Source organism: Streptomyces sp. NPDC003247 (assembly GCF_042888135.1).
In the GTDB taxonomy this organism is placed as follows: Bacteria; Actinomycetota; Actinomycetes; order Streptomycetales; family Streptomycetaceae; genus Streptomyces.
In genome coordinates this window covers 610,891-636,081 of record NZ_JBIAPF010000001.1, presented here as the reverse complement: position 1 = coordinate 636,081, position 25,191 = coordinate 610,891, and the positions used below count along the sequence as shown (strand labels likewise).

The window sequence follows — 25,191 nt, the reverse complement described above, 5'->3', positions numbered from 1 at the left end:
GAACGCCAGGCCCTAGTCGACCTCGGCCACCGCCTCCGCGAACTGCGCCTTGTACAGCCGGGCGTAGGCCCCGTCCGCCGCCAGCAGGTCGGTGTGCGCCCCCTGCTCCACGATCGACCCGTTCTCCATGACGAGGATGGTGTCGGCGTCCCGGATCGTCGACAGCCGGTGCGCGATCACGAACGACGTCCGCCCGTGCGCCAGCTTCGCCATCGCCTTCTGGATCAGCACCTCGGTCCGTGTGTCGACGGAACTCGTCGCCTCGTCCAGGACCAGGATCACCGGGTCGGACAGGAACGCCCGCGCGATGGTGATCAGCTGCTTCTCACCGGCGCTGACCCCGCTGCCCTCGTCGTCGATCACGGTGTCGTACCCGTCGGGCAGGGTGCGGATGAACCGGTCGGCGTGCGCCGCCCGGGCCGCCTCCTCGATCTCGCCCCGGCCGACCTCCCGCGACGCCCCGTAGGCGATGTTCTCCGCGATGGTGCCGCCGAACAGCCAGGTGTCCTGGAGCACCATGCCGATCCCGGCGCGCAGCTCGTCCCGCGACATCCGCGCGATGTCGACGCCGTCGAGGGTGATGCGCCCGCCGGACACGTCGTAGAACCGCATCAGCAGGTTGACCAGGGTGGTCTTGCCCGCCCCCGTGGGGCCGACGATCGCCACCGTGTGGCCGGGCTCCACCACCAGCGACAGGTCCTCGATCAGCGGCTTGCCGGGGTCGTAGCGGAACGAGACGTGCTCCAGCGCCACCCGCCCGCGCAGCTCCTCGGGCCGTACGCCCGCCACCGGGTCGGGCTGCTGCTCCTCCGCGTCCAGCAGCTCGAAGATCCGCTCGGCGGAGGCGACGCCCGACTGCACCAGGTTCGCCATCGACGCGACCTGCGTCAGCGGCATCGAGAACTGGCGCGAGTACTGGATGAACGCCTGCACGTCACCGATGGACAGCGAGCCGGACGCGACCCGCAGACCGCCGACGACGGCCACCAGCACGTAGTTGATGTTCGACACGAACATCATCAGCGGCTGCATGATCCCGCTGTTGAACTGCGCCCTGAACCCGGCCTCGTACAGCGCGTCGTTCTGCTCGGCGAACTGCCGCGCCGACTCCTCCTGCCGGCCGAACACCTTCACCAGCGTGTGGCCGGTGTACATCTCCTCGATGTGCGCGTTCAGCTTGCCGGTGGAGCGCCACTGCTGCACGAAGTGCGGCTGCGACCGCTTGCCCACCTTCGCGGCGACCAGCGCCGACAGCGGCACGGTGACCAGCGCGACCAGCGCGAGGATCCACGACACCCAGAACATCATCGCCAGCACCCCGACGATGGTCAGCAGCGAGTTGACGAGCTGGCCCATCGACTGCTGGAGGGTCTGTCCGATGTTGTCGATGTCGTTGGTCGCCCGGGACAGCACCTCGCCGCGCTGCCGCTGGTCGAAGTACGACAGCGGCAGCCGCGACAGCTTCGTCTGCACGTCCTCCCGCATCCGGTACATCGTCCGGTTCACGGCCCGGTTGACCAGCCGTGTCGCCACCGCCATCAGCAGACCGGCGACGAGGAACACCCCGAGGGCGAACAGCAGCACATGGCCGACGGCCCCGAAGTCGATGCCCTGGCCCGGGGTGAAGTCCGTGCTCCTGAGCATGTCGGCGACCTGGCCCTCGCCGCGCTGCCGCATCGCGTCGAGGACCTGCTCCTTGCTCGCCCCCTCCGGCATCGAACGCCCGATGATGCCGGAGAAGACCAGGTCGGTGGCCTCGCCGAGGATCTTCGGACCCACGACGTTCAGCCCGACGCTCACCACCACGCAGAGCAGCATCGCGTAGAGGGTGAGCCGTTCCGGCTTGAACCGGGCGAGCAGCCGCCGCCCGGACACCCTGAAGTCCAGCGACTGGTTGTCGGGGCCGGTGCCGGCCATCATGCGCCCCATGGGCCCGGCCATCAGGCGGCCTCCGCTTCCGTCAGCTGGGAGAGCACGATCTCCCGGTAGGTCTCGTTGTCCGCCATCAGCTCGCGGTGCGTGCCGGTGCCGACGACCCGGCCCTCGTCGAGGACGACGATCCGGTCGGCGTCACGGATGGTCGCCACCCGCTGGGCGACGATGACGACGGTCGCCTCGGCGGTCTCCCGCCCGAGCGCCGCGCGCAGGGCCGCGTCGGTGGCGTAGTCGAGCGCCGAGAAGGAGTCGTCGAAGAGGTAGATCTCCGGGCGCTGCACGAGGGTGCGGGCGATGGCGAGCCGCTGCCGCTGACCACCGGAGACGTTCGTCCCCCCTTGGGCGATGGGGGAGTCGAGCCCGCCGTCGAGCCCGCGCACGAACGCCTCGGCCTGCGCCACCTTCAGCGCGTGCCACAGCTCCTCGTCACTGGCGTCGGGATTGCCGTAGCGCAGGTTGGTGGCGACGGTCCCCGCGAACAGGTACGGCTTCTGCGGTACGAGTCCGACGGTCCGGGCCAGCACCTCCGGGTCGATGTCGGCCACCGGCACCCCGTCGACGAGGACCTCGCCGTCCGTGGCGTCGAACAGCCGCGGCACCAGCCCCAGCAGCGTGGACTTGCCGCTGCCGGTGGAGCCGATCACGGCGGTCGTCTCACCGGGGCGCGCGACCAGGCCGACGGCCTTCAGCACGGGCTCCTCGGCACCCGGGTAGCGGAAGCCCGCGTCCCGGATCTCCAGATGCCCGTGCCGGCGCAGCTCGCGCACCGGTGCCACCGGCGGCACCACGCTCGACCCGGTGTCCAGGACCTCCTGGACGCGCTCGGCGCACACCTCCGCGCGCGGCACCATCATGAACATGAAGGTGGCCATCATCACGGACATGACGATCTGCATGAGGTAGGCGAGGAAGGCGGTCAGGTCACCGATCTCCATGCCGCCGCTGTCGATGCGGTGGGCGCCGAACCAGACCACGGCGATCGACGACAGGTTCACCGTCGTCATGACCACCGGGAACATCAGCGCGAGCAGGTTGCCGGTCTTCAGCGAGATGTCGGTGAGGTCGGTGTTGGCCTTCCGGAAGCGCTGCTCCTCGTACTCGTCGCGGACGAACGCGCGGATCACGCGGTTGCCGGTGATCTGCTCGCGCAGCACCCGGTTGACCGTGTCGAGCCGGGTCTGCATGGACCGGAACAGCGGCCGCAGCCGCCGCACGATCAGCGTCACGCAGATGCCCAGCACGGGCACCACGGCGACCAGGACGCCGGAGAGCGGCACGTCCAGGCCCAGCGCCATGACGATGCCGCCCACGCACATGATGGGCGCCGAGACCATCAGGGTGAACGTCATCAGGGCCAGCATCTGGATCTGCTGGACGTCGTTGGTGGTCCGCGTGATCAGCGAGGGCGCGCCGAACTGGCTCACCTCCCGGGCGGAGAAGGACTGCACCCGGTCGAAGACGGCGGCCCGGAGGTCCCGGCCGAGCGCCGACGCCGTCCGCGCGCCGTAGTACACGGCGCCGATGTTGCATACGACCTGCGCCAGCGAGATGCCGATCATCAGGCCGCCGTAGGACAGGATGTATCCGGTGTCACCGTTGACGACACCGGTGTCGATGATGTCGGCGTTCAGCGTGGGCAGGTAGAGGGTGGCGCAGGTCTGCAGGAACTGCAGCAGCACCAGCAGGGCGATGGGTTTTCGGTAGGGCCTGAGACAGGTCCGCAGAAGTCGTATGAGCACGCTACGTCTCTCGGAGTCGGCGGTGGGGGCGTTGGTTGCCCGTGGCCCCCATCGTGGAACACTCCACCCGCGTTACCTCAACCGAATAACGCGGGGGCGGCGTGCTATGGCGTGACTTCCGGACGATTCCCAGGGCCCCGCGTTCGCGGCGTGCTCCGAACGACAGCCTTGGGCGCCGGGCTAGCGGAACGCGCCCGGGTGCGTCTGCTCCCGCACCGACACGAACTGCTGCCGCACCGCCTGCCCGACGGCCAGTTCCTCGCCCGGGTCCCGTACCTGTGCCGCCGGACCCGGCCAGGCCGGCGGCGTCCGCGGATCGAGGGTGCCCTGCGACACGCCGAGCGCCCAGGCGGCCTGCCGCGCCGCCCCGATCGCCGCGTAGTCGGCGGGCTGCGGTACGACGACCTGCGCGCCGAACAGCGCGGGCGCCGCCGCCTGTACGGCCGGAAGTTCGGCCGCCGCGCCGAGCAGGAAGATCCGCCGGACCTCAACGCCCCGCCCGCGCAGCACGTCGAGCGCGTCCGCGAGCCCGCACAGCATGCCCTCGAAGGCGGCCCGCGCGAAGTGCTCCGGCTTCATCGACTCCCGCCGCAGCCCCGCCAGCGTGCCGGCCGTGTGCGGCAGGTTCGGGGTGCGCTCGCCCTCCAGGTAGGGCAGCAGCACCAGCCCGTGCGACCCGGGCGTGGACTTCATCGCCAGGTCGGACAGGGTCTCCAGGTCCGGCACCCCGAGCAGCTCGGTGGCCCCCCGCAGGGTCCGCACGGCGTTCAGGGTGGTGACGACCGGCAGGTGCATGCCCGTCGCGTCCGCCAGGGAGGTGATCATCCCGCTCTGGTCGACGAGCGCCTCGGGGTGCACGGCCATGACGGAACCGGAGGCGCCGAGGGAGACCACCGCGTCGCCCAGTCCGATGCCGAGCCCGAGCGCGGCCGCCATGGTCTCGCCGGTACCGGCGGAGATCAGCAGGCCCTCCGGGGTGGTGCCGGCCGCGTCGGAGGGGCCGATCACCTCGGGCAGCATGACCTGGTGGCCGAGCGCCAGCTCGACCAGGTCGGGCCGGTAACCGCCGGTCGCGGCCGACCAGTACCCCGTCCCGGAGGCCCCGCCCCGGTCGGTGGTCCGCCGCACGGGCCGCCCGAGCAGCTGCCACACCAGCCAGTCGTGGGCCTGGAGCAGCACGGCCGTGCGCAGCGCCGCGTCGGGCTCGTTCTTCGCCAGCCACCGCAGCTTGGTCACCGGCTGCGCGGCCTGCGGCACACAGCCCACCGCCTGCGCCCACGGCTCGCGCCCCCCGAGCGCGTCGACCAGGTCGGCCGCCGCGACCTGCGCCCGCTTGTCGCCGCCGACCATCGCCGGCCGGACGGTGTTGCCCTGCGCGTCCAGCGGCACGACCGCGTTCTGCTGCGAGGACACGCCGATGGCCTGCACGCCTTCGAGCAGTCCGCCGCCGGCCGCCTCCCCGAGGGAGAGCAGCCAGGCCTGGGGGTCGACATCGCTGGGCCGGCCGCCGCCCTCGGCACTGTCGACCGGATGCGGCGCATATCCCTGCCGGAGCACGGCTCCCGTGTCCGTGTCGCAGACGACGATACGAGTGAAATCGGGCGAACTGTCCAACCCGGCGACTATCCCCATGGCGAAAATTCTGCCGCACCGCGGGGGGTGGCCGTGTCGGCTCCGGTGTCCCTAGGTGTTGCTGGTGCCCCAGTCGTCCGCTCCGTCGCTCTGGGCGGAGCGTTCCCGCAGGGACCGCACCCGGTCCGCGACCGAGTCGGGCATCCGGTCCCCGACCTTGTCACTCACCACGTGGTAGGCCCTGCCCGCGAACTGACGGCCCTGCTGCGCCGCCGTCTCCGCCGTGTTGCGCACGGCGGGGTTCTGCGAGATCCGCCGGGCGGATTTCTTCAGCTGCTCGTAGCGCTCCCGCCCGGCCTTCGTGCCCAGCACGTAACCCAGGGCGAGTCCGACGACGAATGTGAGCCGGTAGCGCATGGCGGCCACCCTTCCCTCGTGTAGGTCACTTGGCGCGGCATCGGTGTCGGGGGGAACCGATTGGCGGAGCACCCCCCTGCTTGCGCTAATGTATGTGTCGCAGCGACCGCCCGCCCCCTGGCGAATACCCAGGCAGGTGCGTTCGATGCAACGAGGCATTCCTCCGTAGCTCAATTGGCAGAGCAGCCGGCTGTTAACCGGCAGGTTACTGGTTCGAGTCCAGTCGGGGGAGCTCGGTCCTCCGTAGCTCAATTGGCAGAGCAGCCGGCTGTTAACCGGCAGGTTACTGGTTCGAGTCCAGTCGGGGGAGCATCGTGATCGAGGACCCCGTAGGGGTCCTTTTTCATGTCGGTTCCACGCCGAAGGGAACCACGCAGGTCGTGGTGGGGTCCTCAAGGTCGTGCGACGTCGGACCAGACGGAGCGTGAGATCGTATGAGCGGCTATGCTGCGGCAGACGGCGCGCACACATGTACGCGACACGCCGCTATGGGGCGGTAGCTCAGCCGGTTAGAGCAGCGGACTCATAATCCGCCGGCCGTGGGTTCGAGTCCCACCCGCCCCACCATCCTCCTATGACCTGCGGAAACGTTCCGTGAGGGTTCTGGAGCCCCACCGCGCTCGACCGTCACCGGCACGACCTCGGCCCTGACGGGCCCGACGGCGGACTCAGTGCCGGCGGCGCCAGAACGGGGTGTCCCAGCGTTGTTCGCGCCGGTACTGCGCGACCCGCGCGTTCAGGTACTCGGCGTGCACGGCGGCGATGCGCCGGGCGTAGGCGTCCAGAGCGCCGGTCTCACCGGCCCGGTCGGCCAGGATCGCCCGGGCCGCGGCCGAGCCGGTGGCCAGCGCGGTGACGATCCCCCGGGCGGCCAGGGGATCGGTCGCGGTGGCGGCGTCCCCGACGGCCGCCCAACCCGGTCCGGCCGCCGGACGTGCGCACGCGGAGCCGGCGGCCAGCACCCGCAGCCGCCGGGGTGGTTCCGTCCAGCGGGCGGTGCGGTCCCGGACGTGACCGGTGAGCCGCACCCGGGCCCACCACACGTCGGGGTCGAGCAGCCGGAGACCGGTGACGAGGTCGGCATCGGTCATGGCCATCACGATCCGCTCACCGCCGGGCAGGGGAGCGGTGTACCACCAGCCCCAGGGGGTGGACTCCACCAGCGAGGCCCGCTCCGGCTCCGCCGCCCCCGTCGACGGCGGCCCCAACAGCCCGGCGACCGCGACCAGATGGTCGCAGCGGACCACTGCCGCCCCGGCCCGGCGGGCCGGCCGCGCCGCCCGGCCGGTGGCGTCGACGAGATACCCGGCCTGGAACATGCCGCCGTCCCCCGTGGTCACCTGCCAACGGTCCGGCCACCGTTGGACGCCCCGGACGCGCCCGGCGTACCGGCGGGCACCACCGGCCCGCGCCGCCTCCAGGAGGGCGGCGTCGAACCGGGCCCGGTCCAGGTGCCAGCCGTCGCCGTACGGCCCGGACCGAAAGCCCGTGGCGCTGAGCGCGTCCTCGCCCCAGGCGGACAGGTTGCCGTGACAGGGCGTGTGCCCGTCGGCGGCGACACGGTCGAGCACTCCCAGCCGCTCCAGCAGCGGGCGGGCGGTGGGAGCGAGACTCTCCCCGACCCGCCGGCCGGGCGGGACCACCGGGGTGACGATGACGACCCTCGCCCCGGCCCGCACGAGGACCAGCGCGGCCACGCACCCGGCGGGACCGCCACCGGCGACCAGGACGTCGTAGCGCCGTGTCCCCGCGCCGCCGTCCGGCCCGTTGCCGCTCACCGCGCCGCTCCGGCCCGTGCCCGCCCTAGGGCTCGGGGGCGGTCCGCTCCGTCTCGACCAGGACCTCGCGGCCGTCCGGACCGGGCCGGGCGACGACGAACCCGAGCGTGCTCCACTGCGCGACCATGCCGTCGGCGTCGCCCACGCCGCGGTCCCACTCCCGGAACGCCTCGGCCGCGACCTGGAGGAGAGCGTCGTGCTCCGGCTCGGGAAGGACTTCGTCGGGGCGGGAGGCCGGCCACCAGTGGGTGTGGCACGCGTGGAAGTCGGCCTGCCAGGGCAGGGCCATGTACTTGGTGACGTCACCGGCGCCCAGGTCCTCGCGCAGCCGGAACGGCGCCGCCCAGGTGGCCGGGTTGTCGGCGATGTACGTCATCTCGATGCCGGGGAAGAAGCCCCCGCCGCTGCATGCTTCCAACGCGGCCCGTACCAGGGCGTGCGGCTGGTCCGCGGGCGCGATGGCCTCCAGCGGGACCGCGGGTGCGGGCGCGCCCGTCCAGTCCGCCAGGAAGTCACCGGCGGCCCAGCGCCGCATCCGTTCGTACGGGCCGGGCAGGAGTGTCAGCCAGGTGTGCGGCCGTTCGGGGTCCCGGTCGCCGCCGTCGCCGGCGAGGACGGGCATGAATCCGGCGTCGGCCTGGCCGATGTCCAGGAGTCCGGGCTTCGGCGTGCGCAAGCGGTCGAAGACGGCCCGGCGGTGCTTGGCGTCGGCGTCGGCGTTCGAGGACAGCTTGGCGAGCCGGTCGGGTGAGAGGAAGTTCCGTCCGGCGCCGTGCCTCATGCGCGCGACGGCGTTGACCCACGCGTATCCGACCGGCCGGGCGAGCAACGGGTGGATGTCCCGGGTGAAGGAGACCTCCGGCGGTACGGGCAGCCTGCCCACCGCGCGGGCGGCCTCCAGTGCGACGTCGTACAGCGTGATCAGGCTCGTCGTGTGGGGTGCGTAGTCGGGAGGGGCCGTCAGGACCCAGGCGGGGGTCACCGGCACCGGGCGGCCCCGCGGGCCCAGGAGCACGGTCGCGCCGACCGGGCCGTCACCGATGTCGTCGTACCAGAAGTCGTTGTTCGCGAAGTGCGTGATCGGGTTGGCGGCCTTGACCGAGGCGGACGTTCCGAAGCCGCCGAGGACGAGCAGCCGGCCGGAGGCGTCGGTGCGCAGTTCGCCCAGCGGCACCGGGGTGTCCAGGAAGGTCCCGGTGTCGAAGCGCGCACCCGTGCCGTCCTGGGACGGACCGGTCACGCTGCGGGGGCCGGGCCGGACGACCAGCCGCGCGCGGGCGGCTGGATCGGCGGGATCGACCTGCCGGTTACGGCGGTCGGCGGGGGCGGCGGACTCGTGGAAGCGCCCGGCGAACCTGAACCACTCGCCCTTGGCGTTGGCGAGCTCGACGGTCCAGGTGATGTGGGCGTCGGCCGAGGTGAGTTCGCCCAGGACCGTGCCCGCCCGGTCATAGGCGTACAGCCGGAACCGGGCGGCCTGGCGTTTGATCCGCCCGGCGGTGTCCCTGAAGCCGCCCTCGGGCCGCGGCGGTACGCCGGGGGCCTCCGGGCCGATGAAGAAACCGTCGGGGCTGTCACCCAGCCTGGCGATGCCGACCGTGGGGTGGATCTCGCAGTGGGCGATGTCGTCGGGGTTCATGTCCGCTCCCGGTGAGAGGGCCGGGCGCACGTCCGCTCCCGGTGAGAAGGCCGGGTGTACGACGGTCAGTGGGCGTGCATCTCGTGGGCCAGATCCCCTTCCTCCTCGTAGAACTCCCGCTCCACCGCCAGCCGCAGATCGATGCCGGCCGGTCCGCCGTCCAGGAACCTCACGGTCACCTGGTCGCTCTCGTGCAGTCTGTCCTCCGGGCGGTCCGCCCTTCCGGCGATCTCCAGCCGCGGGCCCTCGCGCAGCACGTCGTCGGTGAGCACATCGCCCGCGCCGCCCGGGACGGCCCGCACCGCGACGTGGTGGTCGAAGTCCGGGGCCCTGGTGATCCAGTGCCCGAGGAAGAGCTCGTCCCCCTTCCCGTAGGCCAGGTAGTTCAGCGTCCCGGGCCGGGGGTCGTCGTGATCGAAGCGCCGGAAACGGACGACGCGTCGCACGTCGACGGTGACCGGGTCGAGGATGGGGGTGCCGCCCCGCTCGAAATGCCCCCGGAACAACGTTCCGGTGAACGAGGTGAGCGCGGGCTCCTGTCCCTCCGGGGCGACGAGATCGGAGAGGCGGAACGGCTCGGGGGCCAGGGTGTAGACAGCCGTCCCCGTGGTCCGCCGGTCGTCGACGTAGAGCTGCCGCGCGTCACCTGCCGCGCTCCTCAGGGTGACTTCGAGAACGTTCTGAACGGCGTGGGGATCCATGAACATGCCCATGTGGGACAGATAGACCGTCTCCTCGCCCATCACCACCATTCCGTGGGTGGCTTTCGGTTCGACGTTCGGCATCGGGACCATCTCCGTTGCGACAGCTCATCCGTCGTTCCCGCGCGGGGACTTGTCCTCCGTCCCTTCAGGTTTTCACGTGGCGTGGAAGTCCGCCATTCAGGTCACGCCGTGCCCGTCGGCCCGTGGTCGGCGCGATGCGCGGGGTACTCGCGCCCTTGTCACCCGCTCGTGTTGCCGACGTCCTCCGCGCGTGCGTCACTGGCCGTAGGACGCCGCATCCGAGGAGGCTCGGACGGACATGCCGGACCCCGCGCGCATCGACGTGCACCAGCACCTGATCCCACCGGACCGCGGCCGGGCGATGGCCGAGCGGGCCGCGGCCCTGGGCTGGCCCGCCCCCGCGTGGGACGTCCGGGGCGCGATCGCGGTCATGGACCGCAGGTCGATCGCCACCGGCCTGCTGTCGTTCCCCGCCCCCCTCGCCGCCCCGGACGACTCCGCCGGAGCGCGCGCCGGCGCCCGGAGCGTGAACGACTACACCGCCGAGGTCGTCAAGGACCGGCCCGATCGCTTCGGTCACTTCGCCGTCCTCCCCCTGCCCGACGTGGACGCCGCGCTCGCCGAGGCCGCCCGTGCGCTGGACGAGCTGGCCGCCGACGGACTGACGGTCCTGTCCAGCGTGCACGGCCGCTACCTCGGCGACCCGGCGTTCGAGCCGCTCTGGGCCGAACTGGACGCCCGTGCCGCGGTCGTCCTCGTCCACCCCACGGCGCCGCCGGTCGCGCCGGTCCCCGGCCTGCCCGGCCCCCTGGTGGACTTCCCGTACGACACGGCCCGCACGGCCCTCCACCTGGCACTGAACGGCGTGCCGGGACGGTACCCCCGGATCAGAATGATCCTCCCCCACGCCGGCGGCTTCCTGCCCTACGCCGCCCACCGCTTCGCGGTCGCCGCCCGCTTCCGCCCCGACTCCACCCCCGACGGCCTGCTGGGCGACCTCCGGCGCTTCTACTTCGACACCGCCCTCTCCGCCGGCCCGGCCGCCCTGCCCTCACTGCTCGCCTTCGCCGCACCCGAACACGTCCTGTACGGCAGCGACTTCCCCATGCTTCCCGAGGAGTGGGGCACCGGCTTCGACAGCGGCCTGGACGAGTACCCGCACTGGGAACCCGGCCTGCTCCACGCCGTCAACCGCGGCAACGCCGAACTCCTCGTGCCTCGGCTGGCCCGGTCGTGAGGCGGTGGGGCGGTCACCGCTTCCGGCGCCGTCCCGGAGACCGACGGGCGACGCTCAGGACCGTCGTCCGGGGGCCGCCAGTTGGAGCAGCACGGATCTGCGGCCCGCTGTGAGGTAGCCGCGGCCGGGGGGCGCGGTCAGGTACTGGTCGGGTTCGAGGGCGATGCCGTGGGCCACGGCTGTGGAGCGGGCGGCGGGGGTGAGCAGGACCAGGTGTCCCGTGGCCATGACCGTGTTCACGTGGCGGGTGAGGGGGCTGGGGAAGCCGGTGAGGACCGGGGTGGCGTCGGCGGTGAGGACGAGGGCGCGGTGGCCGCGGGCCGAGGGACGGGTGATGTCGTCCAGCAGGGTGGGGGCGTCGGTGAAGCCCTGTTGGGTGGGCAGGACGGTGATGTGGTCGGCGTCGTCGAGGACGACCGCGTAGGGGGTGTCCCCGAAGGCCGCGGCCGCGGCGCGGAGGTCGGCGTCGTCGAGGGAGAAGCCGGTGAGGAGGCGCACGCCGGCGTCGTCGTGAGGAAGCAGGTGAGGCAGGGGGGAGCGGGGCGGGGCGACGGCGAGCACACCGAGGCCGGCGCGGCGCAGCGAGCGGGCGAGGGCGGCGGCCGACGTGGTGCGGCCGGAGCCGGGGGGCCCGGAGAGCAGCAGCAGATGGGGGCCGTCGATGAGGTCGACACCGAGGGTGGTGTGCTCGGGGCCGCCGACTCCCAGGGGGATCCAGTGGGGGGAAGGGGGCGGCTGCGGCAGGGGCAGCTCGTCGAGGGTCACCTGGGCGGGCAGGGCGGGGAAGCGACGCGGCAGACGTGACGGGTCCGCGTCGGGGAACCGGGAGGGCAGGTCGGCGGGCGGTGTGGTGGGGTGGCAGAGGTGGAGGTGCCGGCCGGTGGCGGCGTCGATCGCACGGCCGGGCAGGAGGGGCGGGCTCGTCATCCGCGAGGTCAGGTGCGCGCGGCGGGTTTCTTCCTTCGGGAAGGGAAGCAGCAGTCGGCGGGTGTAGTAGGTGGGAAGCCTGTGGTTGAGCATGTCGTGCCCGCCCAGCGGCACGACGTGGACGCCCAGCGGTGCTCCCGCGGCGACGATGCCGCGCAGGGTGGCGAGCAGTGAGGTCTCGGCGAAGGCGGGGTCGCTGTGGTCCTCGAAGTGCTCCCAGCCGTCGATGACGAGCACGATGCGGGGCGGGGGCGCCGCCCGGCTGGCGGAGCCGGTGGCGCGGCGGTGGACTTCCTGGTCGAGCCAGCTGATCAGGCGTCGGATGCGGTCGGGGTCGGCGGGGGAGAAGACGCCGCCGCAGTGCGGCAGGCCGCTGTAGTCGGCCAGCCCGGCGGGGTGGCGCTCGATGACGTAGAAGTGCGCCTGGTCGGGGCGGAGCCTGGTGACGAGGCTGGTGATCAGGGTGCGGGCGAAGGTGGTGCGGCCGGACTGGGGGCCGCCGGCGACCAGCAGCCGGTCCGTGCCGGCGAGGTCGAGGAACTCGGCGGGCTGGGCCTGTTCCTCGGGATCGTCGGCCAGGGCGAACGGCAGCGTCGTGACGGGAGGAATGGCGGTCTGACGGCCGGTGAGTTCCTCCAGCGCGAGGGTGACGGGCAGCGGTGGGAGCAGCGGCCGGAACGGGGCGGTGAGCCCGCGGCGTCCTGCGGCCTCCTCGATGGCCGCGATCGCCAGGTCCTGGTCGCTGGGTGTCTCGGTGTGCGGGGTGGAGTCCACCGGGCGGGCCGCGCCGGCATCGGTCCACCGCAGGGCGCGGACGGTGACGGGCCGGCCCGCCCCCGACGGTGGAGGGTCGCCCAGGTAGCCGGACTGGAACACCTGGGGGAGGCGGGTCTCTCCGGTGGTGCACAGGATCATGCCGCGGCCGCGCAGGGTGCCGGGGAGGGCGGCCGCGTCGGGAACGCCGAGAACCTCGGTGCTGTCGGCGGGTTCGTTCTGCCGCAGGCTGATCCGCAGGGAGATGTTGTTCTTCAGCTCGGGGGAGAGTTTGCCCTGGAGCGACTGGGTGGCCAGGACCAGGTGCATGCCGAGCGAGCGGCCCTTGGCGGCGACGTTGACCAGTTCCTTGAGGAAGTCCGGGGAGGTTTCCAGCACCCGGGCGAACTCGTCGAAGACCATCACCAGGCGCGGCAGCGGCGCCATGCCGGGGTCGGTGCGGCGCTTGCGCCAGTACCGGTCGATCTCGCCCTCGTACCGGGCCAGCAGGGATTCGCGACGGCTGACCTCGGCGCGCACGGACGCCAGTACGCGGGCCGCGGCGGTGGAGTCGAAGACGTCGGCGGGAGTCTCACCGGTGGAGCGGATCAACGCGACCACGTGAGGACAGTGCTGGAAGGGCAGGAAGGCGCTGCCGCCCTTGAAGTCGACGAGGACCAGGTTGAGTTCGTCGGGCCGGTTGGCCAGGAGCAGCGACGTGACGAGGGTCTGGAGCAGGATGCTCTTGCCCGCGCCGGTGGCCCCGCCGAGCATAGTGTGCGGGCCCTGGCCCGCCAGATCGACCGTCACGGGACCATCGGCGTCCGAGCCGATCACCACGCGGGTGCGCGGTCCCTGGTCCCGGCCCCACAGGGCCAGCACGTCCTCGGGGGCCGGTGTCCCGACGCCGAGCAGGTCGAGGAAGCGCACACGGTCGGGAACGGCGGTGAGCACCGAGCCGAGGGTGAGCCGGTCGCGCATCGGGGCCAGCGCCCGGGCCAGCCGTTCGGCGGCCACGCCGTCCAGGACGTCGGGCCTGGCGACGACGGGGTCGTCGTCGTGGGCGTCCGTGAACCGCAGGGAGTTCCGGCCGTCCACCTCGCACAGGCCGCGGCACTCGCGCATGCCGCGCTGGTCGGCGCAGAGCACGTACACCCCGACGGGCGGGCCGTCGCGCAGCACCTCGTCCATGCCCGGCAGTTCCCGCAGGGCCAGCGCGCCGTCGAGAACGACAACGACGTCGTGGCCGAACCGGATGTTCGGGGCGGCGGTGCGTTCGGCCCTGCGCGCGGCGATGAGCCTTCTCAGTTCCTGCACGCGGGCGGCACGGGTGGCGTCGGTGTTCCCGATCCGGCACGGTGCGACGGCCGACGGGCCGGCGTCCGTGTGCGGCAGCCACCTCGTCCACGCCAGGCCGTCGTGCCCGTCCGCCGTCACCACGACGATGTGCAGGTCGTCGGGGCCGCGCAGGGTGGCCAGCTGGATCAGCAGCCATCCCAGCAGTTCCCGCACCGGCTCGTCGGGCCCGATCACCCCGAGCACGCCCGTTTCCCGCAGGTCGACGGTGACCGGTACGTCGCGCAGGACCGGCAGGGCGAAACCGGGCCAGGGCTCACCGCGCAGCTCCACGTCGGTCGGCTGGTCCTTGACCCCCACGCGCAGCACCAGGCCGTCGGGGGAGTCGCTCTGACGGGACCACAGGTTCGGTCGCGCTCCGGCGGCGGTCTCGGTGATGTCGGACGGCCCGGGCGCCAGCTTCAGGCGCACCTGGCGCTCTTCGGCCGCGTGGGCGTTCACCTCCCGTGAGGCGGTCTCCTTCGCCTCTTTGAACGCCTTCTCGTCCATGGTCCGCTGATGGCTGACGACCGCGTCGCTCACGAGGGAACCGACGAGGCCCAGCAGGCTCAGCAGCAGCATCTCCGGGCGACGGGTCATCAGGAAGAGCAGGAAGCCTCCGACCACGGACACCCAGGGCAGCACCGCCGCCGCGGGGGAGGCGCGGGTGGGGGCCGGCTCTGCCGGCAAGGTCACCTCGGTGCTCGGAAGCGCCGGAAGCGGGGCGAAGGCCCGGTCGAAGTCGAGCCGTCCGTCCGCTGCGCGCGTCGCCCGCAGGATCCCCGAGGACGAGGGCGTCCACCGCAGTTCGTCGGAGCCCACCCGCAGCACGCTCCCGGGTCTCAGGACCGCCCTGCCGTCGACCCTGGCCCCGTCGACGAGCGTGCCGTTGGTCGACCCCCGGTCCACCACGACGGCCCGGGCGTCCGCGGAGATCTCCAACCGGGCGTGCTCCCGGCGCGAGACGTCCAGATCGCGCAGGCATATCGCCGCGGTGGCGTTCCTGGCCACGGTGTGGGTTCCCGGGGCCAGTGCGACGCTCAGGCCCAGGTCGGGTCCGGCGATCACTTGGACGACCCCCGCCGCGTCGCCGGAGGCGGGACGGAACACCGGCCCGGGCGCCCCGACGCTGATCACCGCACCCGGTGTCAGGGGGCTGTCGGCCAGGGTCGCCCGGGGGTCCAGTGCCACATCCCCGACGAAGCAGTGCCGGTCACCGACCGGCACCGGCAGCGCTCGCAGCAACGCGCCGACACTGCTGTCGGGCGCCGCGAGCACCTCCACGTCCTGGCGTGTCGACGCCTGGACGTCCTGAACGGTCAAGCGAAGGATCATGTCCCACCCCCGTGGTCATCGGACTCGCCACATCACAACGTCGACGTCACCACTGCCACCGCGGCTCCGATCAGGCAGGCGACGACGAGCAGGCACCCCACCGCGGAGCCCCGCCTGGGTCCGGGGACGGGAGGTGTCCGAGCGTCCACGTCGGCTTCCCGGGTGATCCTGACGCCGGGCGGTGCGGCGGCCCGGAGAGCGGCCTCTATGACGTCGGCCGGCGCGACGGTGTCCGCCAGCGCCCCGCGTGTGTGCAGCTTGCGGGAAGAATCGTCACTCGACAGGGAATTCCACACACGCACGAAAATTCTGGTGCGAGCCTCTTCGGCGTTCGCGGGCCCGGGGCGTGTGATCCCGGCGACCACCACTTCGCCGATGCGGTTCCACGGCGTGGTCCTGTACTTCTTGGGCCGCGGGCGCCAGGCCGGCTCCCTGCTCCTGGAATAGCTGATCCCGCCGGCTGTCATGTCTATCCGATCCCACGAGCCGACGGACAGTGCCCCCTGCGTCGCCAGGAGACTGGCGGCAAGGGGCGGCAGTGCGAGGGGGAGCGCGGCTTGCGCCTGGAAGAGGAAGAACCAGGCGGCACCCCCGTGCAGGACGAGCGAGGCGAACCGGGCCCAGCGGTGGAACGTCTTGACCCGCGCGTCCCTGGGGACCGCGTACGGTCGTGTGACGACCGGGTTGACGCCGGTGGGGTGGCTCTGCCAGGTGGCCCCGCCCGAGCCGGTCGGCGTGGGCGTCGAGGGTGTGGCCGGGGGTGCGGGCGCCGGTCCGGCGGTGGGGTCGGTTCGCCGGGTGTCCCTCCCGGGGGCGGCCGGTGCCGTCGCGCGTACCGCCGCCGATGACCCCGTGCTGCCGGTCGGTCCGAGCAGGAGGCCGGCTTGCCGGCTGGTCGTCCGGTCGGCGGGGTCGCGGGTGAGCAGTCCTGTGATCAGTGTCGACAGCGGAGGGGGACAGCTCGGCTCGGGCAGGGCGTCGTAGAGGATCGCATGCAGGGTGGCGGCCGTGGACCGGCGAAAGAACGGATCACGGCCCTCGACGGCGTGGAACAGGGTCGCGCCGAGTGACCACAGGTCCGCTGCGGGCGAGGGATCGGCGCCCTCGAACAGCTCCGGAGCGATGTAGCCGGTCGAGCCGGCGACGCCGTGGCGGGTCAGCCGGGTGTCGTCCATGGCCTGGGCGATGCCGAAGTCGACGAGCTTCACCTCGTCGCCGGGCAGCACCATGATGTTGCCGGGCTTGACGTCCCGGTGGACCAGGCCGACCGAGTGGGCCGCGTCCAGCGTGCCGAGTATCTGTACGGCCATGCGGATCACCCGCTCCGCGGGCAGGTACCCGTACCGCTCCAGGAGTTCCGCCAGCGAGGGCGCTTCCACCAGCTCCATGACGATGTAGACGGCGTCGTCCTGCGCCGTTGCCGGAACGAGGTCGTGGATCGCCACCACACCGGGATGGCTGAGCCGGCCCGCCGCGCGGGCCTCGCGCAGGGCCCGCGCACTCGACGCGGCGCGCTCCTCCTGCGACAGCCCCGGTGGGGTGCGTAACTCCTTGACCGCCACGGCCCGTCCGATCAGCTCGTCGTGCGCGCTCCACACCACCCCCATTCCGCCCCGGCCCAGTACCTCGTCCAGCCGATACCGCCCTGCGACAACTCGTCCCGGCATTCAGGCCACCCCCTCGACAGCTCTGGTCCCATCCCCGGAATCGTCCAACTGCAAGCACGCGCAGTGCAGTTCGGCACCTCGGGCCCGCCGGTACCGGTGCGGGGTCACGGACGGGGAGACCTTCATGAGCCGAGCGTCGCGAGCAGCAGCATCACCGTTGCCCAGGCCGTGGCGATGAGGGCCGCCAGAAGTCCCGTGATCAGAAAGGGGCCCGGGTAACGATGTCCTCGACCGGAGGGATCGGTTCCCCGGCCGACCCTGACGCTCGGCGGGGCGGCGGAACGGAATGCGGCCTCCACCGCCTCGGCCGGCGCGATCACCGTCCAGAGTGTCCAGGCGAAGGGTTTGCCGTGGATGCGATCCACCAGATAGGGCGCGTGTTTCACGTTGGCCGGCATGTCGGCGGCGATGTGGAGAGTGACCGTGGTGCTGAACGCGTGGACTTCTTCCTGTACCGACTGTGCGGCACTCGAAACGGTCACCTTCTCGATGTGGTCCCACTTGAAGAAGGGAGCGTCGCGAGGTGCCGGGTTGTGCCTGGACAAGGAGATACGTTCGCTGGTGACATCGACCCAGCCGTGATGAACGGGGCGAATGTAGCGGGACAGTGCACCGATGAGGGGGAAGGGCGCGAGGAAGTAGAGGAACCCGTACGTGTCCTCGGCGAAGGACAGGACTACACCCCAGATGAGCAACGCGGTTGTGGCGAGCGCAGCACCGAGGTACCAGCGATGGAAAGCCCTGGCCGATCGCGGTGGGACGACCCGGTAGGGAGGCCCGGCCGTGGGGTTGACGGCGGTGGGGTGGTGTTGCCAGTCGGTTGTGCTCGGGGTGATCGACGCCCTCGTCGGAAGCTCGACGGCGGGCCGGTTGGTGGCGGGCCGGAGGAGTGCGAGGGCCTGTCGGCCGGTGAGCCGGTCGGTGGGGTCGCGGGTGAGCAGGCCGGTGATGAGGGTGGACAGCGGAGGATGGCTGTTCAGCGGTGGCAGGTCGCCGCGGAGGACGGCGTGCAGGGTGGCGGCCGGGGTCGGGCGGGTGAACGGGTCGTGACCCTCGGTGGCGTGGAACAGGGTCGCGCCCAGGGACCACAGGTCCGCGGCGGGCGACGGATCGGCGCCCTCGAACAGTTCCGGGGCCATGTAGCCAGTCGAGCCGGCGATGCCGTGGCGGGTCAGCCGGGTGTCGTCCATCGCGTGGGCGATGCCGAAGTCAACGAGCTTCACCTTGTCGCCGGGCAGCACCATGATGTTGCCGGGCTTGACGTCCCGGTGCACCAGGCCGATCGCGTGTGCCGCTTCCAACGCGGCGAGCAGTTGCCCCGCCATGCCGGCCACCCGCTCCTCGGCCAGGGGCCCGTGCCGCTCCAGGACCTCCGCCAGCGACGGCGCGTCGACCAGTTCCATCACGATGTAGACGGCGTCGTCCCCTTCGGGAGCGGGGACGAGGTCGTAGACGGAGACGACGGCCGGATGATTGAGCCGTCCCGTCGTGCGGGCCTCGCGCAGTGCCCGTTCGCCGAACAGCGTGCGTTCCTGGGCGGGCACTCCTTGCGGAAGGCGTAATTCCTTGACCGCGACCGAGCGCCCGATCAACTCGTCGTGCGCTCTCCAGACCACCCCCATCCCGCCCCGGCCCAGCACGTCGTTCAGCCGGTACCGTCCCGCCACGAGCCGTTGTGCCCCCTGGGAAGGTGTCCCCACCACACCGCTCCGATCGGAATCGACCGCCGGTCGGCGCCCCGCGCGCTAACCTGACGGAAGGTCGCTCAGCTGTGCGTCGAACACGGGTCAGGATCTCACGGGGGAGGTCTCGGTGGCTGGGGAATTCTCATGTGATCCACAGCAAGCCGAGGTGGTCGCGAGGGAGTTGACCCGCATGAGTTCCGATATGCGGCTCTCGCTGCCGAAGCCCTTGGGCGGGGCCGCGGAAGGGTTGGCTTCCGCGGCGATCGCAGCGGCGCTGGGTGAATTCGCGCAAGCCGTCACCGTGAGCCGGGCCGAGCTGATCGCCGAGGTCGGCTCGGCGGCGGGGTTGTTCGCCGGGCTGGCGGAAGGCACGCTCGACCTGGACAAGGCATTCGCCGACCGAGCTACGGAGACGTGAGGAGCCCCTGATGGTGGACGTGAACGTCGGCTACGACGGCGTGAACCGGGCGGCCGGGCAGTTGAAGACCGGGCAGAGCGAGATGAGCGGGCAGCTCCAGTCCCTCAAATCGATGATCGACCAGTTGGTGACCAGCGAGTTCCGCACCCAGCTCGCGTCGAGCAAGTTCCAGGACTCCTACCAGCAGTGGACCACCGGCGCCCAGAACATGCTCCAGGGCCTGGAGGGCATGGCTGCCTACCTCGGCGATGTCGTACGGGCCCACCAGGAACTGGACGCTCGGCTCGCCGGGGGCGCCGGCAGCTGACTCGGCCCGCGTAGATGGAGGACTGGAGCGTCCTGGATCTGACGGGAGATCCCGTCCCGGGCGAGCCCGTGCAGATCCGGGCCCTTGCGACACGGCTGAAACGTGAGGCCGAGCATGCCGAGCAGCACACCGAGCGGCTCCTTCAGGTCGCCGTCAACAGTGGTGACCTGCGGATGCGAGGGGACTACGCGCCGGCATTCCTGCGGCGGCTCGCCGAACTCCCCGACCGCGCCTCACGCTTGGGGCCGGCCTACGAGAGCTGCGGCAACGCCCTCGCCGTCTACGCGGAAAGTCTGGAGCTGGCCAAGATCCAGTCGCGGACCGCGCTGAGCCGGGGCCTGCAGGCGGACGCCCAGTACCGGGCCGCGTTGGTGCAGTTCTCCGCACTGGTGCCGTTGACCTTCGCCGCGGGCGGCGTCTGGCGCGGCCTGAAAGCGGCGACGGCGGCGTCCCTCAGCCAGTACCAGCAACCCGCCGTACAGCAGGCGGCCGTCCGGATCGGCGGCTGGGCCGGGCAGGCCGAACAGGAACGGCTAGCCGCGGCGCACATGGCCCGTGCGGCCGCACGGGCCGCGAGCGAGGCCGAGGCCGCCTGCGCGCGGGCCATACGCGCAGCGGCACCGAGGGACGCGACGAAGGCGGGCCGCACGCCGGTCGCCGGGGTGTCGGTCGCACAGCACAGGGGGGTCGAAAACAGGGGGACCGGCAATCAATGGACCAGCGACCTGAGCCATGTCACGGGACGGACGGCCAGAGCCAGGAACAGGGCGATAGAAGTCGCCATGAGGGAGTGGCTCCCTGGCCTGAAGTTCACTCATAAGCCGCAGTACAGCCCCTGGGTGAACAGCGGCATAGCGAAGCCTGATGCCGGGACTCACATCGGTTGGAAGCCGTTCGTCAACCGCTATGAGCTGACGAAGACCCTCGTGCACGAAGAGTTGCACCATCGCTGGTTCGCCCGGGGAATCCCGCCTGGAACCCATCATCCCCCTGACGGCTCCGGGCTGTCCGAACTGTTCTACAGAACGGTGAACACGTACCTGAGGATGCGAGGGTTAGTTGACTGAGCAAGCCTCTCGGATCAATGTGGACTGTGCTCAGTGCGCCGGCCCCGGTGAAGGCTGGGCGATCCAGCGCATCGCGGACCTGCGCCTTCGCTGGGAAACCGAGTGGGTCTGTGATCGATGCGGTATCGCGCATGACGGGGACTGGGGAACGGCTCCGGAATTTGTCCGTGACGTGCTGGTGGCGGAGCACGGTCACCACCGACTTCGCGTCAGTGGGACTGCGGCCCCGAGCGGGAAGGTGCTCAAGGCGTTCCGTGAGGCCTTCGCCTGTTCCCTCGGGGATGCCAAGGCGTTCTCCGAAGCCGCTCGCAGCGAGGGGTATGTGGGGACCTACGTCGAGACGTCCCTCGTCGAGCGGCTTCTCCGGCGCAGCGGTGTGGACGCGTCGGTCGAGCCCGACCGGACGGGATAGCGGGGGCGCGCCCGGTCCGTCAGAAGCCGGGCCTCAGCCACTGCCGTACGCACTGGCGTGCGCTGTGCAGGCGGGACTTGACCGTGCCGAGGGGCAGGCCGGTGCGGTCGGCGATCTCGGCGTACTCCATCTGGCAGATGTCCCGGTAGACCAGGGGCGCGACCAGGGCGGGATGGTCCCGTTCCAGGCGTTCGAGCGCCTCCAGCAGGTCGATGCGCGAGCCCGCGATCACGCTCGTGGTGCGCGGGTCCGCCCGGTGGGTCTCCTCCGCCGGCAACGGCTGTTCGGCCGACCGCCGCTTCAGCTCTCGGTACTTCTGGCGGGCGCAGTTGGCGACCACGGTGTGCAGCCAGGTGCTGAACCGGCTGCGCTGCTGGAAGGTGGTGATCTTGCGGGCCACCTGGAGCAGCACGTCCTGCGCGGCCTCCTCGGCGTCCTCGCGGCAGGGCAGGAACCGTCCGCAGCGCCGGAGCACCTCCGGCCGGATCGCCTGGAGCAAGGCGTCCAGGGCCTGCCGGTCGCCTGCCGCCGCACGCGCGGCGAGGGTCTCGGTGTCGGCGGCGAGCAGCACGGATGACTCCCTGGTGACTGGTGGTGCCGGTACGGATTGCGTGGTGTCGCGTGTCAGCGGCCGCCCGGGGCCGCACGGGGCCGCCCTGTGGGTTCCGGCGGCCGGGACGACGGTCCGCGTCCCCGCCGCACGGCCCGTCGGGGGTACGAAGGGGAAGATCCCGCTTCCTTTCGGTGCCTCTCTCGGCCCACCGTCCCCGGGCGGGCGCGGGGGGTTCCTAGAGTCGCCGACGAGGCTTCGGGGCGGGTTCGGCCGTCCGTCGCCGTCGTAGCCGAAGTCGTGTCCGAAGCCGGGTCCGACGGCGTGTCCGACGCCGTTCCCGCCGTCGTGCGTACTGGGAGGACCGACGCCATGAGCATCATCGACGAGTACCTGGGGCGTGCGGGAGCGGAGGCGCCCGTGCGGGGCGGCGGCGCGGGTCTGCCGGGTCGGCATCAGTGCCCCGTGTGGGCGGACCAGATGGCCTGGTCCTGGTAGATGATGTTGACGTTGCCGTCGGCCCCCAGGCAGAGGATCGCCCCGTCGTGGCCCTGGGTCCCGGTGTGCCAGAGCGGCGTGCCGTTCCCGTCGAACACGACGAGGTTGCCGTCGCCCTGGAAGTAGGCCCTGTTGCCGCTGCCCGAGGTGCCGGACGACCACCGGGCACGGCCGTCCTCGCCGTAGATCACCAGGTCTCCGTCGGTCCGCATCACCATCCGGGTCCGGTTGGTGCTCCAGGCGGCGCCGGAGCCGAGCGCCTGGTCGGGCTGGACGCACAGGGTCGTCCACTCCGGTGTGGCGGACGCGGTGGCCGAGGCCGACGCCGACGGGGCGGCCGCTGCCGCCGCCACGGTCCGCGTGTCGCCCGCGGTCCGGACGCTCTCCGTCCCGTCGGCGGCCGGTGCCGTCGAACGGGCGGCCCGCGAGGCGCTCGGTGCGGCGGACGTGGGGCCGGCGGAGCCCGGGGAGGCCGCCAGGACGGACGGGGTGACCGAGGTGTACCCCGCCGGTTCCCGCTCGCCCGTCCGCGGCAGGGCGCCCGAGGAGTGCCCCGCGCCGTCGACGGCGAACCAGCCGCCCACCAGGCCGGCCGCCGTCACGGCCGCCCCGGCGCCGAGCAGGAGCCGTCTTCGGCGGCCCGGCCACCGGCGCCCGCGTTCCACGGTCCCGGCGCCCCCGCGGCCCCCCGGACCGCCCTCGGCCGGGGAGGCCGCCGACTGCGCGGCGAGGGCGTCGAGTTCGTCCGCGAAGGCGGTCGCGCTCGGCCAGCGGCGCGCCCGGTCCGGCTCCAGGGCGCGCAGGACCGCCCGCTCGGCGCGGACCGGCAGACCGGTGCGGAGCCGGCCGGGCGGGACGACCTTCCCGGGGGCGGCGGGGACGGCACCGGTGAGGACGTGGTAGGCGAGGGCGCCCAGCCCGTAGACGTCGGCCCGCTCGTCGATGCCGGCGCCCGGCTCGGCCTGTTCGGGCGCCATGTAGCCGGCCGAGCCCACGGTCATGGTGAGACCCGACGCGTGGGCGAGGCTCTTGGCGAGCCCGAGGTCGGCGACGAGCAACCGGCTGCGCCGCGCGCCGAGTTCGGAGCGGATCAGCATGTTCGACGGCTTGACGTCACGGTGCAGGATCCCGGCCTCGTGCAGCACGGCCACCGCGCGGGCGGCCTCCGCCGCCAGCCGCAGCCCCTCGTCCACCGGCAGCGGGCCGTCCGCCAGCCGGTCCTCCAGGGTGCCGCCGTCCGCGTACTCCATCACGAAGTACGGCCGCTCGTCCGGGAGTTCACCGATGTCGTGGACCTGCACCACCCGCGGGGACGCGGCCTGCCGCAGCAGCCGGGCCTCCGCAAGGAAACGTTCCCGCAGATCCAGCCGCCGGGCCCAGTTGTCGGCCATGACCTTGATGGCGACCGGGGCGTCCAGCGAGTCGTCGTGGGCCCTCCAGACGGTTCCGAAGGCGCCGGAGCCCAACGGCTTCTCCAGCCGGTAGCGGCCGATGTGGTGCGGTACCTGCAACTGCATGGGGACACCCTGCGGGGACGAGATGACGGGGAAGTGGCCAGTGGGCGGCTTTCAGGAATACCGGCGTCCGCATGTGACGCGGTGACCTCTGACTTCCCCTCACCCGGCCGAACTTATGCCCCGCCGGACGCATCGAACGAACGCGGGGCGGCACGGCGCCGTTCGCGCGGTGACGGACGCGAGCGGCACGGGGCCGTTGGCGCGGTGAGGACACGGAGGGCGCGAGGACGTGCGCAAGTGGAGTCAGGGCATCGGAGTCGCCTTCGGGTGCACGGCGGTACTGGTCGCGGGCGGGACGACGGGGGCCCGGGCCGCCGTCCCGCTGGGTCCGCCGGCCTCGGACGCGCTGCCGGCGATGCCGGAGCAGGTGGACGCGGACGCCGGGTGCACCCCCGCGTCGAAGAAGACGGTGACGCTCACCCCGTGGGCGCAGCAGCTCCTCGGACTGCGCCGGGCGCAGGAACTGAGCCTGGGCGACGGCGTCACCGTCGGTGTCGTGGACACCGGCGTGGACACCGGGACCGCCGTGCTGAAGGGCCGCGCCTCGGGGGACGGGAAGCGGGACTGCGTGGGCCACGGCACCTTCACCGCGGCCCTCGTCGCCGGTGCCCGGCGGGACGGGACCGGGTTCACGGGAGTCGCCCCGCACGCCCGGGTGTTCGGGGTGCGCGCGACGACGGCCGAGGGCGCCACGGACGCGGACGCGATCGCCGCGGGCATCGAGGCCGCGGTCCGGGGCGGCTGTGACGTGGTGCTGGTCTCGGTGGCCTACGGCGCGTCGAGCAAGCGGCTGAAGGCGGCCGTGGAGACGGCCGCCGAGCGGGACGTGGTGGTCGTCGCCCCGGCCGCCGGCGGACAGCGGAGCGGCGCGCCCGCCTATCCGGCGGCCCTGCCCGGTGTCGTCGGCGTGGCGTCCGTCGGGGTGGACGGCGGCCCCTATCCGTCCGGCCGCGATGCCCTGCCGTCGCCGCCGGACCTGGTGGCGCCCGGCGACCGGGTGCTGAGCGTCGGCCCCGGCGGCGGGCACTTCACCGGCGGTGGGGACGCGGTCGCGGCGGCGTTCGTGGCCGGGGCGGCGGCGCTGGTGCGCGCCCACGAGCCGGAGCTGTCCGCCGAGGCCGTCGTCGCCCGGCTGCGGGCCACGGCGGTGCGGTCCGCGGGGCCGGTGCCCGATCCGCTGGCCGGGTACGGGCTGGTCGACCCGGCGGAGGCGCTCTCCGGCGTCGCACCGGGGACGTCGTCCCGGGCCGCCGCACCGACCGGTGACGGAGACGGGAAGGGCACGGGGGGCGGCGAGGGGGCGCGGGACGGCGCGGGGATAGGGGGCGGCGCGGGGACAGGGGGCGGCGAGGGGACGGGGGACGGCCGGGGGATGCGGGACGGCGAGGGGACAGGGGACGGCCAGGGGACGCGGGACGGCGAGGGGGCGCGGGACGGCCAGGGGATGCGGGACGGCGACGGTGGTTCGTACCGTGTGCCGGAGCGGCCCGAGGCCATGTCGCCGCTGGCCGCCTGGGGGGTGGTCGGGGGATCGGCGTCGGTCGCCGTCCTCGCCGCCGTCCTGGGGGCGGTGGTGCCGCGCGGGCGCGCCCGAGGCTGGCAGCCGGGGAACCGTGACTGAACAGGGGACGGAGCGGCTCCGGGCACGGGGACCGTGACGGAACGGGGGATGCCGGGT

18 protein-coding genes and 3 tRNA genes are annotated in these 25,191 nt (G+C 72.6%); 9 read left to right on the top strand and 12 right to left on the bottom strand.

The features are described from left to right. Window positions 1-12 precede the first annotated feature (12 nt). The 4 genes from ACFYWQ_RS02695 to ACFYWQ_RS02680 form a co-directional block, all read right to left on the bottom strand. A complete protein-coding gene (locus ACFYWQ_RS02695) occupies window positions 13-1,941 on the bottom strand; it encodes an ABC transporter ATP-binding protein (protein ID WP_389512089.1) in 1,929 nt (642 codons plus the stop codon). Next, window positions 1,941-3,674: an ABC transporter ATP-binding protein gene (locus ACFYWQ_RS02690; RefSeq protein ID WP_389512087.1), complete on the bottom strand. Its 1,734-nt coding sequence runs from the start codon at window positions 3,672-3,674 to the stop codon at window positions 1,941-1,943. The genes ACFYWQ_RS02695 and ACFYWQ_RS02690 overlap by 1 nt, the downstream gene beginning before the upstream one ends. Window positions 3,675-3,854: 180 nt before the next feature. Next, window positions 3,855-5,306, bottom strand: coding sequence for an FGGY-family carbohydrate kinase (locus tag ACFYWQ_RS02685; protein WP_389512086.1), 1,452 nt, complete (start codon window positions 5,304-5,306; stop codon window positions 3,855-3,857). Between the two features lie 51 nt (window positions 5,307-5,357). After that, window positions 5,358-5,663, bottom strand: coding sequence for a YtxH domain-containing protein (locus ACFYWQ_RS02680; protein WP_385069805.1), 306 nt, complete (start codon window positions 5,661-5,663; stop codon window positions 5,358-5,360). A gap of 159 nt (window positions 5,664-5,822) precedes the next feature. Between ACFYWQ_RS02680 and ACFYWQ_RS02675 the strand changes: the two genes are divergently transcribed. The 3 genes from ACFYWQ_RS02675 (at window position 5,823) to ACFYWQ_RS02665 (ending at window position 6,230) form a co-directional block, all read left to right on the top strand. Continuing rightward, a tRNA-Asn gene (locus ACFYWQ_RS02675) sits at window positions 5,823-5,895 on the top strand. A gap of 5 nt (window positions 5,896-5,900) precedes the next feature. Beyond that, window positions 5,901-5,973: transfer RNA gene (locus ACFYWQ_RS02670), tRNA-Asn, on the top strand. A 180-nt stretch (window positions 5,974-6,153) separates the two neighbouring features. After that, window positions 6,154-6,230, top strand: a tRNA-Ile gene (locus ACFYWQ_RS02665). Between the two features lie 101 nt (window positions 6,231-6,331). Here the strand turns inward: ACFYWQ_RS02665 and ACFYWQ_RS02660 are convergent. The 3 genes from ACFYWQ_RS02660 to ACFYWQ_RS02650 form a co-directional block, all read right to left on the bottom strand. Beyond that, window positions 6,332-7,441, bottom strand: a complete 1,110-nt coding sequence (locus ACFYWQ_RS02660; RefSeq protein WP_389512084.1) for an NAD(P)/FAD-dependent oxidoreductase — start codon at window positions 7,439-7,441, stop codon at window positions 6,332-6,334. A gap of 25 nt (window positions 7,442-7,466) precedes the next feature. Further along, window positions 7,467-9,080 carry a LodA/GoxA family CTQ-dependent oxidase gene (locus tag ACFYWQ_RS02655; RefSeq protein WP_389512083.1) on the bottom strand — a complete coding sequence of 538 codons (1,614 nt, stop codon included), beginning with the start codon at window positions 9,078-9,080 and terminating at the stop codon, window positions 7,467-7,469. 65 nt (window positions 9,081-9,145) lie between these two features. Further along, window positions 9,146-9,865 carry a hypothetical protein gene (locus tag ACFYWQ_RS02650; RefSeq protein WP_389512082.1) on the bottom strand — a complete coding sequence of 240 codons (720 nt, stop codon included), beginning with the start codon at window positions 9,863-9,865 and terminating at the stop codon, window positions 9,146-9,148. A 238-nt stretch (window positions 9,866-10,103) separates the two neighbouring features. Here ACFYWQ_RS02650 and ACFYWQ_RS02645 point away from each other — a divergent pair, with 238 nt between their 5' ends. Further along, entirely contained in the window at window positions 10,104-11,042 is a 939-nt protein-coding gene (locus ACFYWQ_RS02645) for an amidohydrolase family protein (RefSeq protein ID WP_389512080.1), read from the top strand. A gap of 54 nt (window positions 11,043-11,096) precedes the next feature. Here ACFYWQ_RS02645 and ACFYWQ_RS02640 read toward each other — a convergent pair whose 3' ends face one another. From ACFYWQ_RS02640 to ACFYWQ_RS02630, 3 genes are all read right to left on the bottom strand, one after another. Next, window positions 11,097-15,380, bottom strand: a complete 4,284-nt coding sequence (locus ACFYWQ_RS02640; protein WP_389512078.1) for an FtsK/SpoIIIE domain-containing protein — start codon at window positions 15,378-15,380, stop codon at window positions 11,097-11,099. Between the two features lie 44 nt (window positions 15,381-15,424). Next, window positions 15,425-17,059, bottom strand: a complete 1,635-nt coding sequence (locus ACFYWQ_RS02635; RefSeq protein ID WP_389512077.1) for a serine/threonine-protein kinase — start codon at window positions 17,057-17,059, stop codon at window positions 15,425-15,427. Between the two features lie 122 nt (window positions 17,060-17,181). After that, window positions 17,182-18,726: a serine/threonine-protein kinase gene (locus ACFYWQ_RS02630; protein WP_389512076.1), complete on the bottom strand. Its 1,545-nt coding sequence runs from the start codon at window positions 18,724-18,726 to the stop codon at window positions 17,182-17,184. Between the two features lie 208 nt (window positions 18,727-18,934). Here ACFYWQ_RS02630 and ACFYWQ_RS02625 point away from each other — a divergent pair, with 208 nt between their 5' ends. Genes ACFYWQ_RS02625 through ACFYWQ_RS02610 form a run of 4 tightly spaced genes read left to right on the top strand, consistent with a single transcriptional unit; the run spans window position 18,935 to window position 20,948 of the window. Next, window positions 18,935-19,162, top strand: coding sequence for a hypothetical protein (locus ACFYWQ_RS02625; RefSeq protein WP_389512075.1), 228 nt, complete (start codon window positions 18,935-18,937; stop codon window positions 19,160-19,162). A 10-nt stretch (window positions 19,163-19,172) separates the two neighbouring features. Next, window positions 19,173-19,469 carry a WXG100 family type VII secretion target gene (locus ACFYWQ_RS02620; protein WP_389512074.1) on the top strand — a complete coding sequence of 99 codons (297 nt, stop codon included), beginning with the start codon at window positions 19,173-19,175 and terminating at the stop codon, window positions 19,467-19,469. A gap of 14 nt (window positions 19,470-19,483) precedes the next feature. Next, window positions 19,484-20,536, top strand: a complete 1,053-nt coding sequence (locus tag ACFYWQ_RS02615; RefSeq protein ID WP_389512073.1) for a hypothetical protein — start codon at window positions 19,484-19,486, stop codon at window positions 20,534-20,536. Next, the gene (locus tag ACFYWQ_RS02610; protein ID WP_389512071.1) at window positions 20,529-20,948 is read left to right on the top strand and encodes a hypothetical protein; all 420 of its coding nucleotides are present in this window, start codon (window positions 20,529-20,531) and stop codon (window positions 20,946-20,948) included. The genes ACFYWQ_RS02615 and ACFYWQ_RS02610 overlap by 8 nt, the downstream gene beginning before the upstream one ends. 19 nt (window positions 20,949-20,967) lie before the next feature. Here the strand turns inward: ACFYWQ_RS02610 and ACFYWQ_RS02605 are convergent, their stop codons facing one another. Together ACFYWQ_RS02605 and ACFYWQ_RS02600 are read right to left on the bottom strand one after the other, a co-directional pair. Beyond that, window positions 20,968-21,519 carry an RNA polymerase sigma factor gene (locus tag ACFYWQ_RS02605; protein ID WP_389512069.1) on the bottom strand — a complete coding sequence of 184 codons (552 nt, stop codon included), beginning with the start codon at window positions 21,517-21,519 and terminating at the stop codon, window positions 20,968-20,970. A 434-nt stretch (window positions 21,520-21,953) separates the two neighbouring features. Next, on the bottom strand, window positions 21,954-23,513 hold the full coding sequence (locus ACFYWQ_RS02600; RefSeq protein ID WP_389512067.1) for a protein kinase: 1,560 nt from the start codon (window positions 23,511-23,513) through the stop codon (window positions 21,954-21,956). A 229-nt stretch (window positions 23,514-23,742) separates the two neighbouring features. Between ACFYWQ_RS02600 and ACFYWQ_RS02595 the strand changes: the two genes are divergently transcribed. After that, window positions 23,743-25,134, top strand: coding sequence for a S8 family serine peptidase (locus tag ACFYWQ_RS02595; protein ID WP_389512065.1), 1,392 nt, complete (start codon window positions 23,743-23,745; stop codon window positions 25,132-25,134). Window positions 25,135-25,191: the final 57 nt, after the last annotated feature.

Bases quoted from the DNA above. Each gene is read 5' to 3' on its own strand.
- ACFYWQ_RS02695 (WP_389512089.1), bottom strand. From the start codon at position 1,941: ATGGCCGGGCCCATGGGGCGCATGATGGCCGGCACCGGCCCCGACAAC.
- ACFYWQ_RS02685 (WP_389512086.1), bottom strand. From the start codon at position 5,306: ATGGGGATAGTCGCCGGGTTGGACAGTTCGCCCGATTTCACTCGTATC.
- ACFYWQ_RS02680 (WP_385069805.1), bottom strand. From the start codon at position 5,663: ATGCGCTACCGGCTCACATTCGTCGTCGGACTCGCCCTGGGTTACGTG.
- ACFYWQ_RS02655 (WP_389512083.1), bottom strand. From the start codon at position 9,080: ATGAACCCCGACGACATCGCCCACTGCGAGATCCACCCCACGGTCGGC.
- ACFYWQ_RS02650 (WP_389512082.1), bottom strand. From the start codon at position 9,865: ATGCCGAACGTCGAACCGAAAGCCACCCACGGAATGGTGGTGATGGGC.
- ACFYWQ_RS02645 (WP_389512080.1), top strand. From the start codon at position 10,104: ATGCCGGACCCCGCGCGCATCGACGTGCACCAGCACCTGATCCCACCG.
- ACFYWQ_RS02635 (WP_389512077.1), bottom strand. From the start codon at position 17,059: ATGCCGGGACGAGTTGTCGCAGGGCGGTATCGGCTGGACGAGGTACTG.
- ACFYWQ_RS02625 (WP_389512075.1), top strand. From the start codon at position 18,935: ATGAGTTCCGATATGCGGCTCTCGCTGCCGAAGCCCTTGGGCGGGGCC.
- ACFYWQ_RS02620 (WP_389512074.1), top strand. From the start codon at position 19,173: ATGGTGGACGTGAACGTCGGCTACGACGGCGTGAACCGGGCGGCCGGG.
- ACFYWQ_RS02615 (WP_389512073.1), top strand. From the start codon at position 19,484: ATGGAGGACTGGAGCGTCCTGGATCTGACGGGAGATCCCGTCCCGGGC.
- ACFYWQ_RS02600 (WP_389512067.1), bottom strand. From the start codon at position 23,513: ATGCAGTTGCAGGTACCGCACCACATCGGCCGCTACCGGCTGGAGAAG.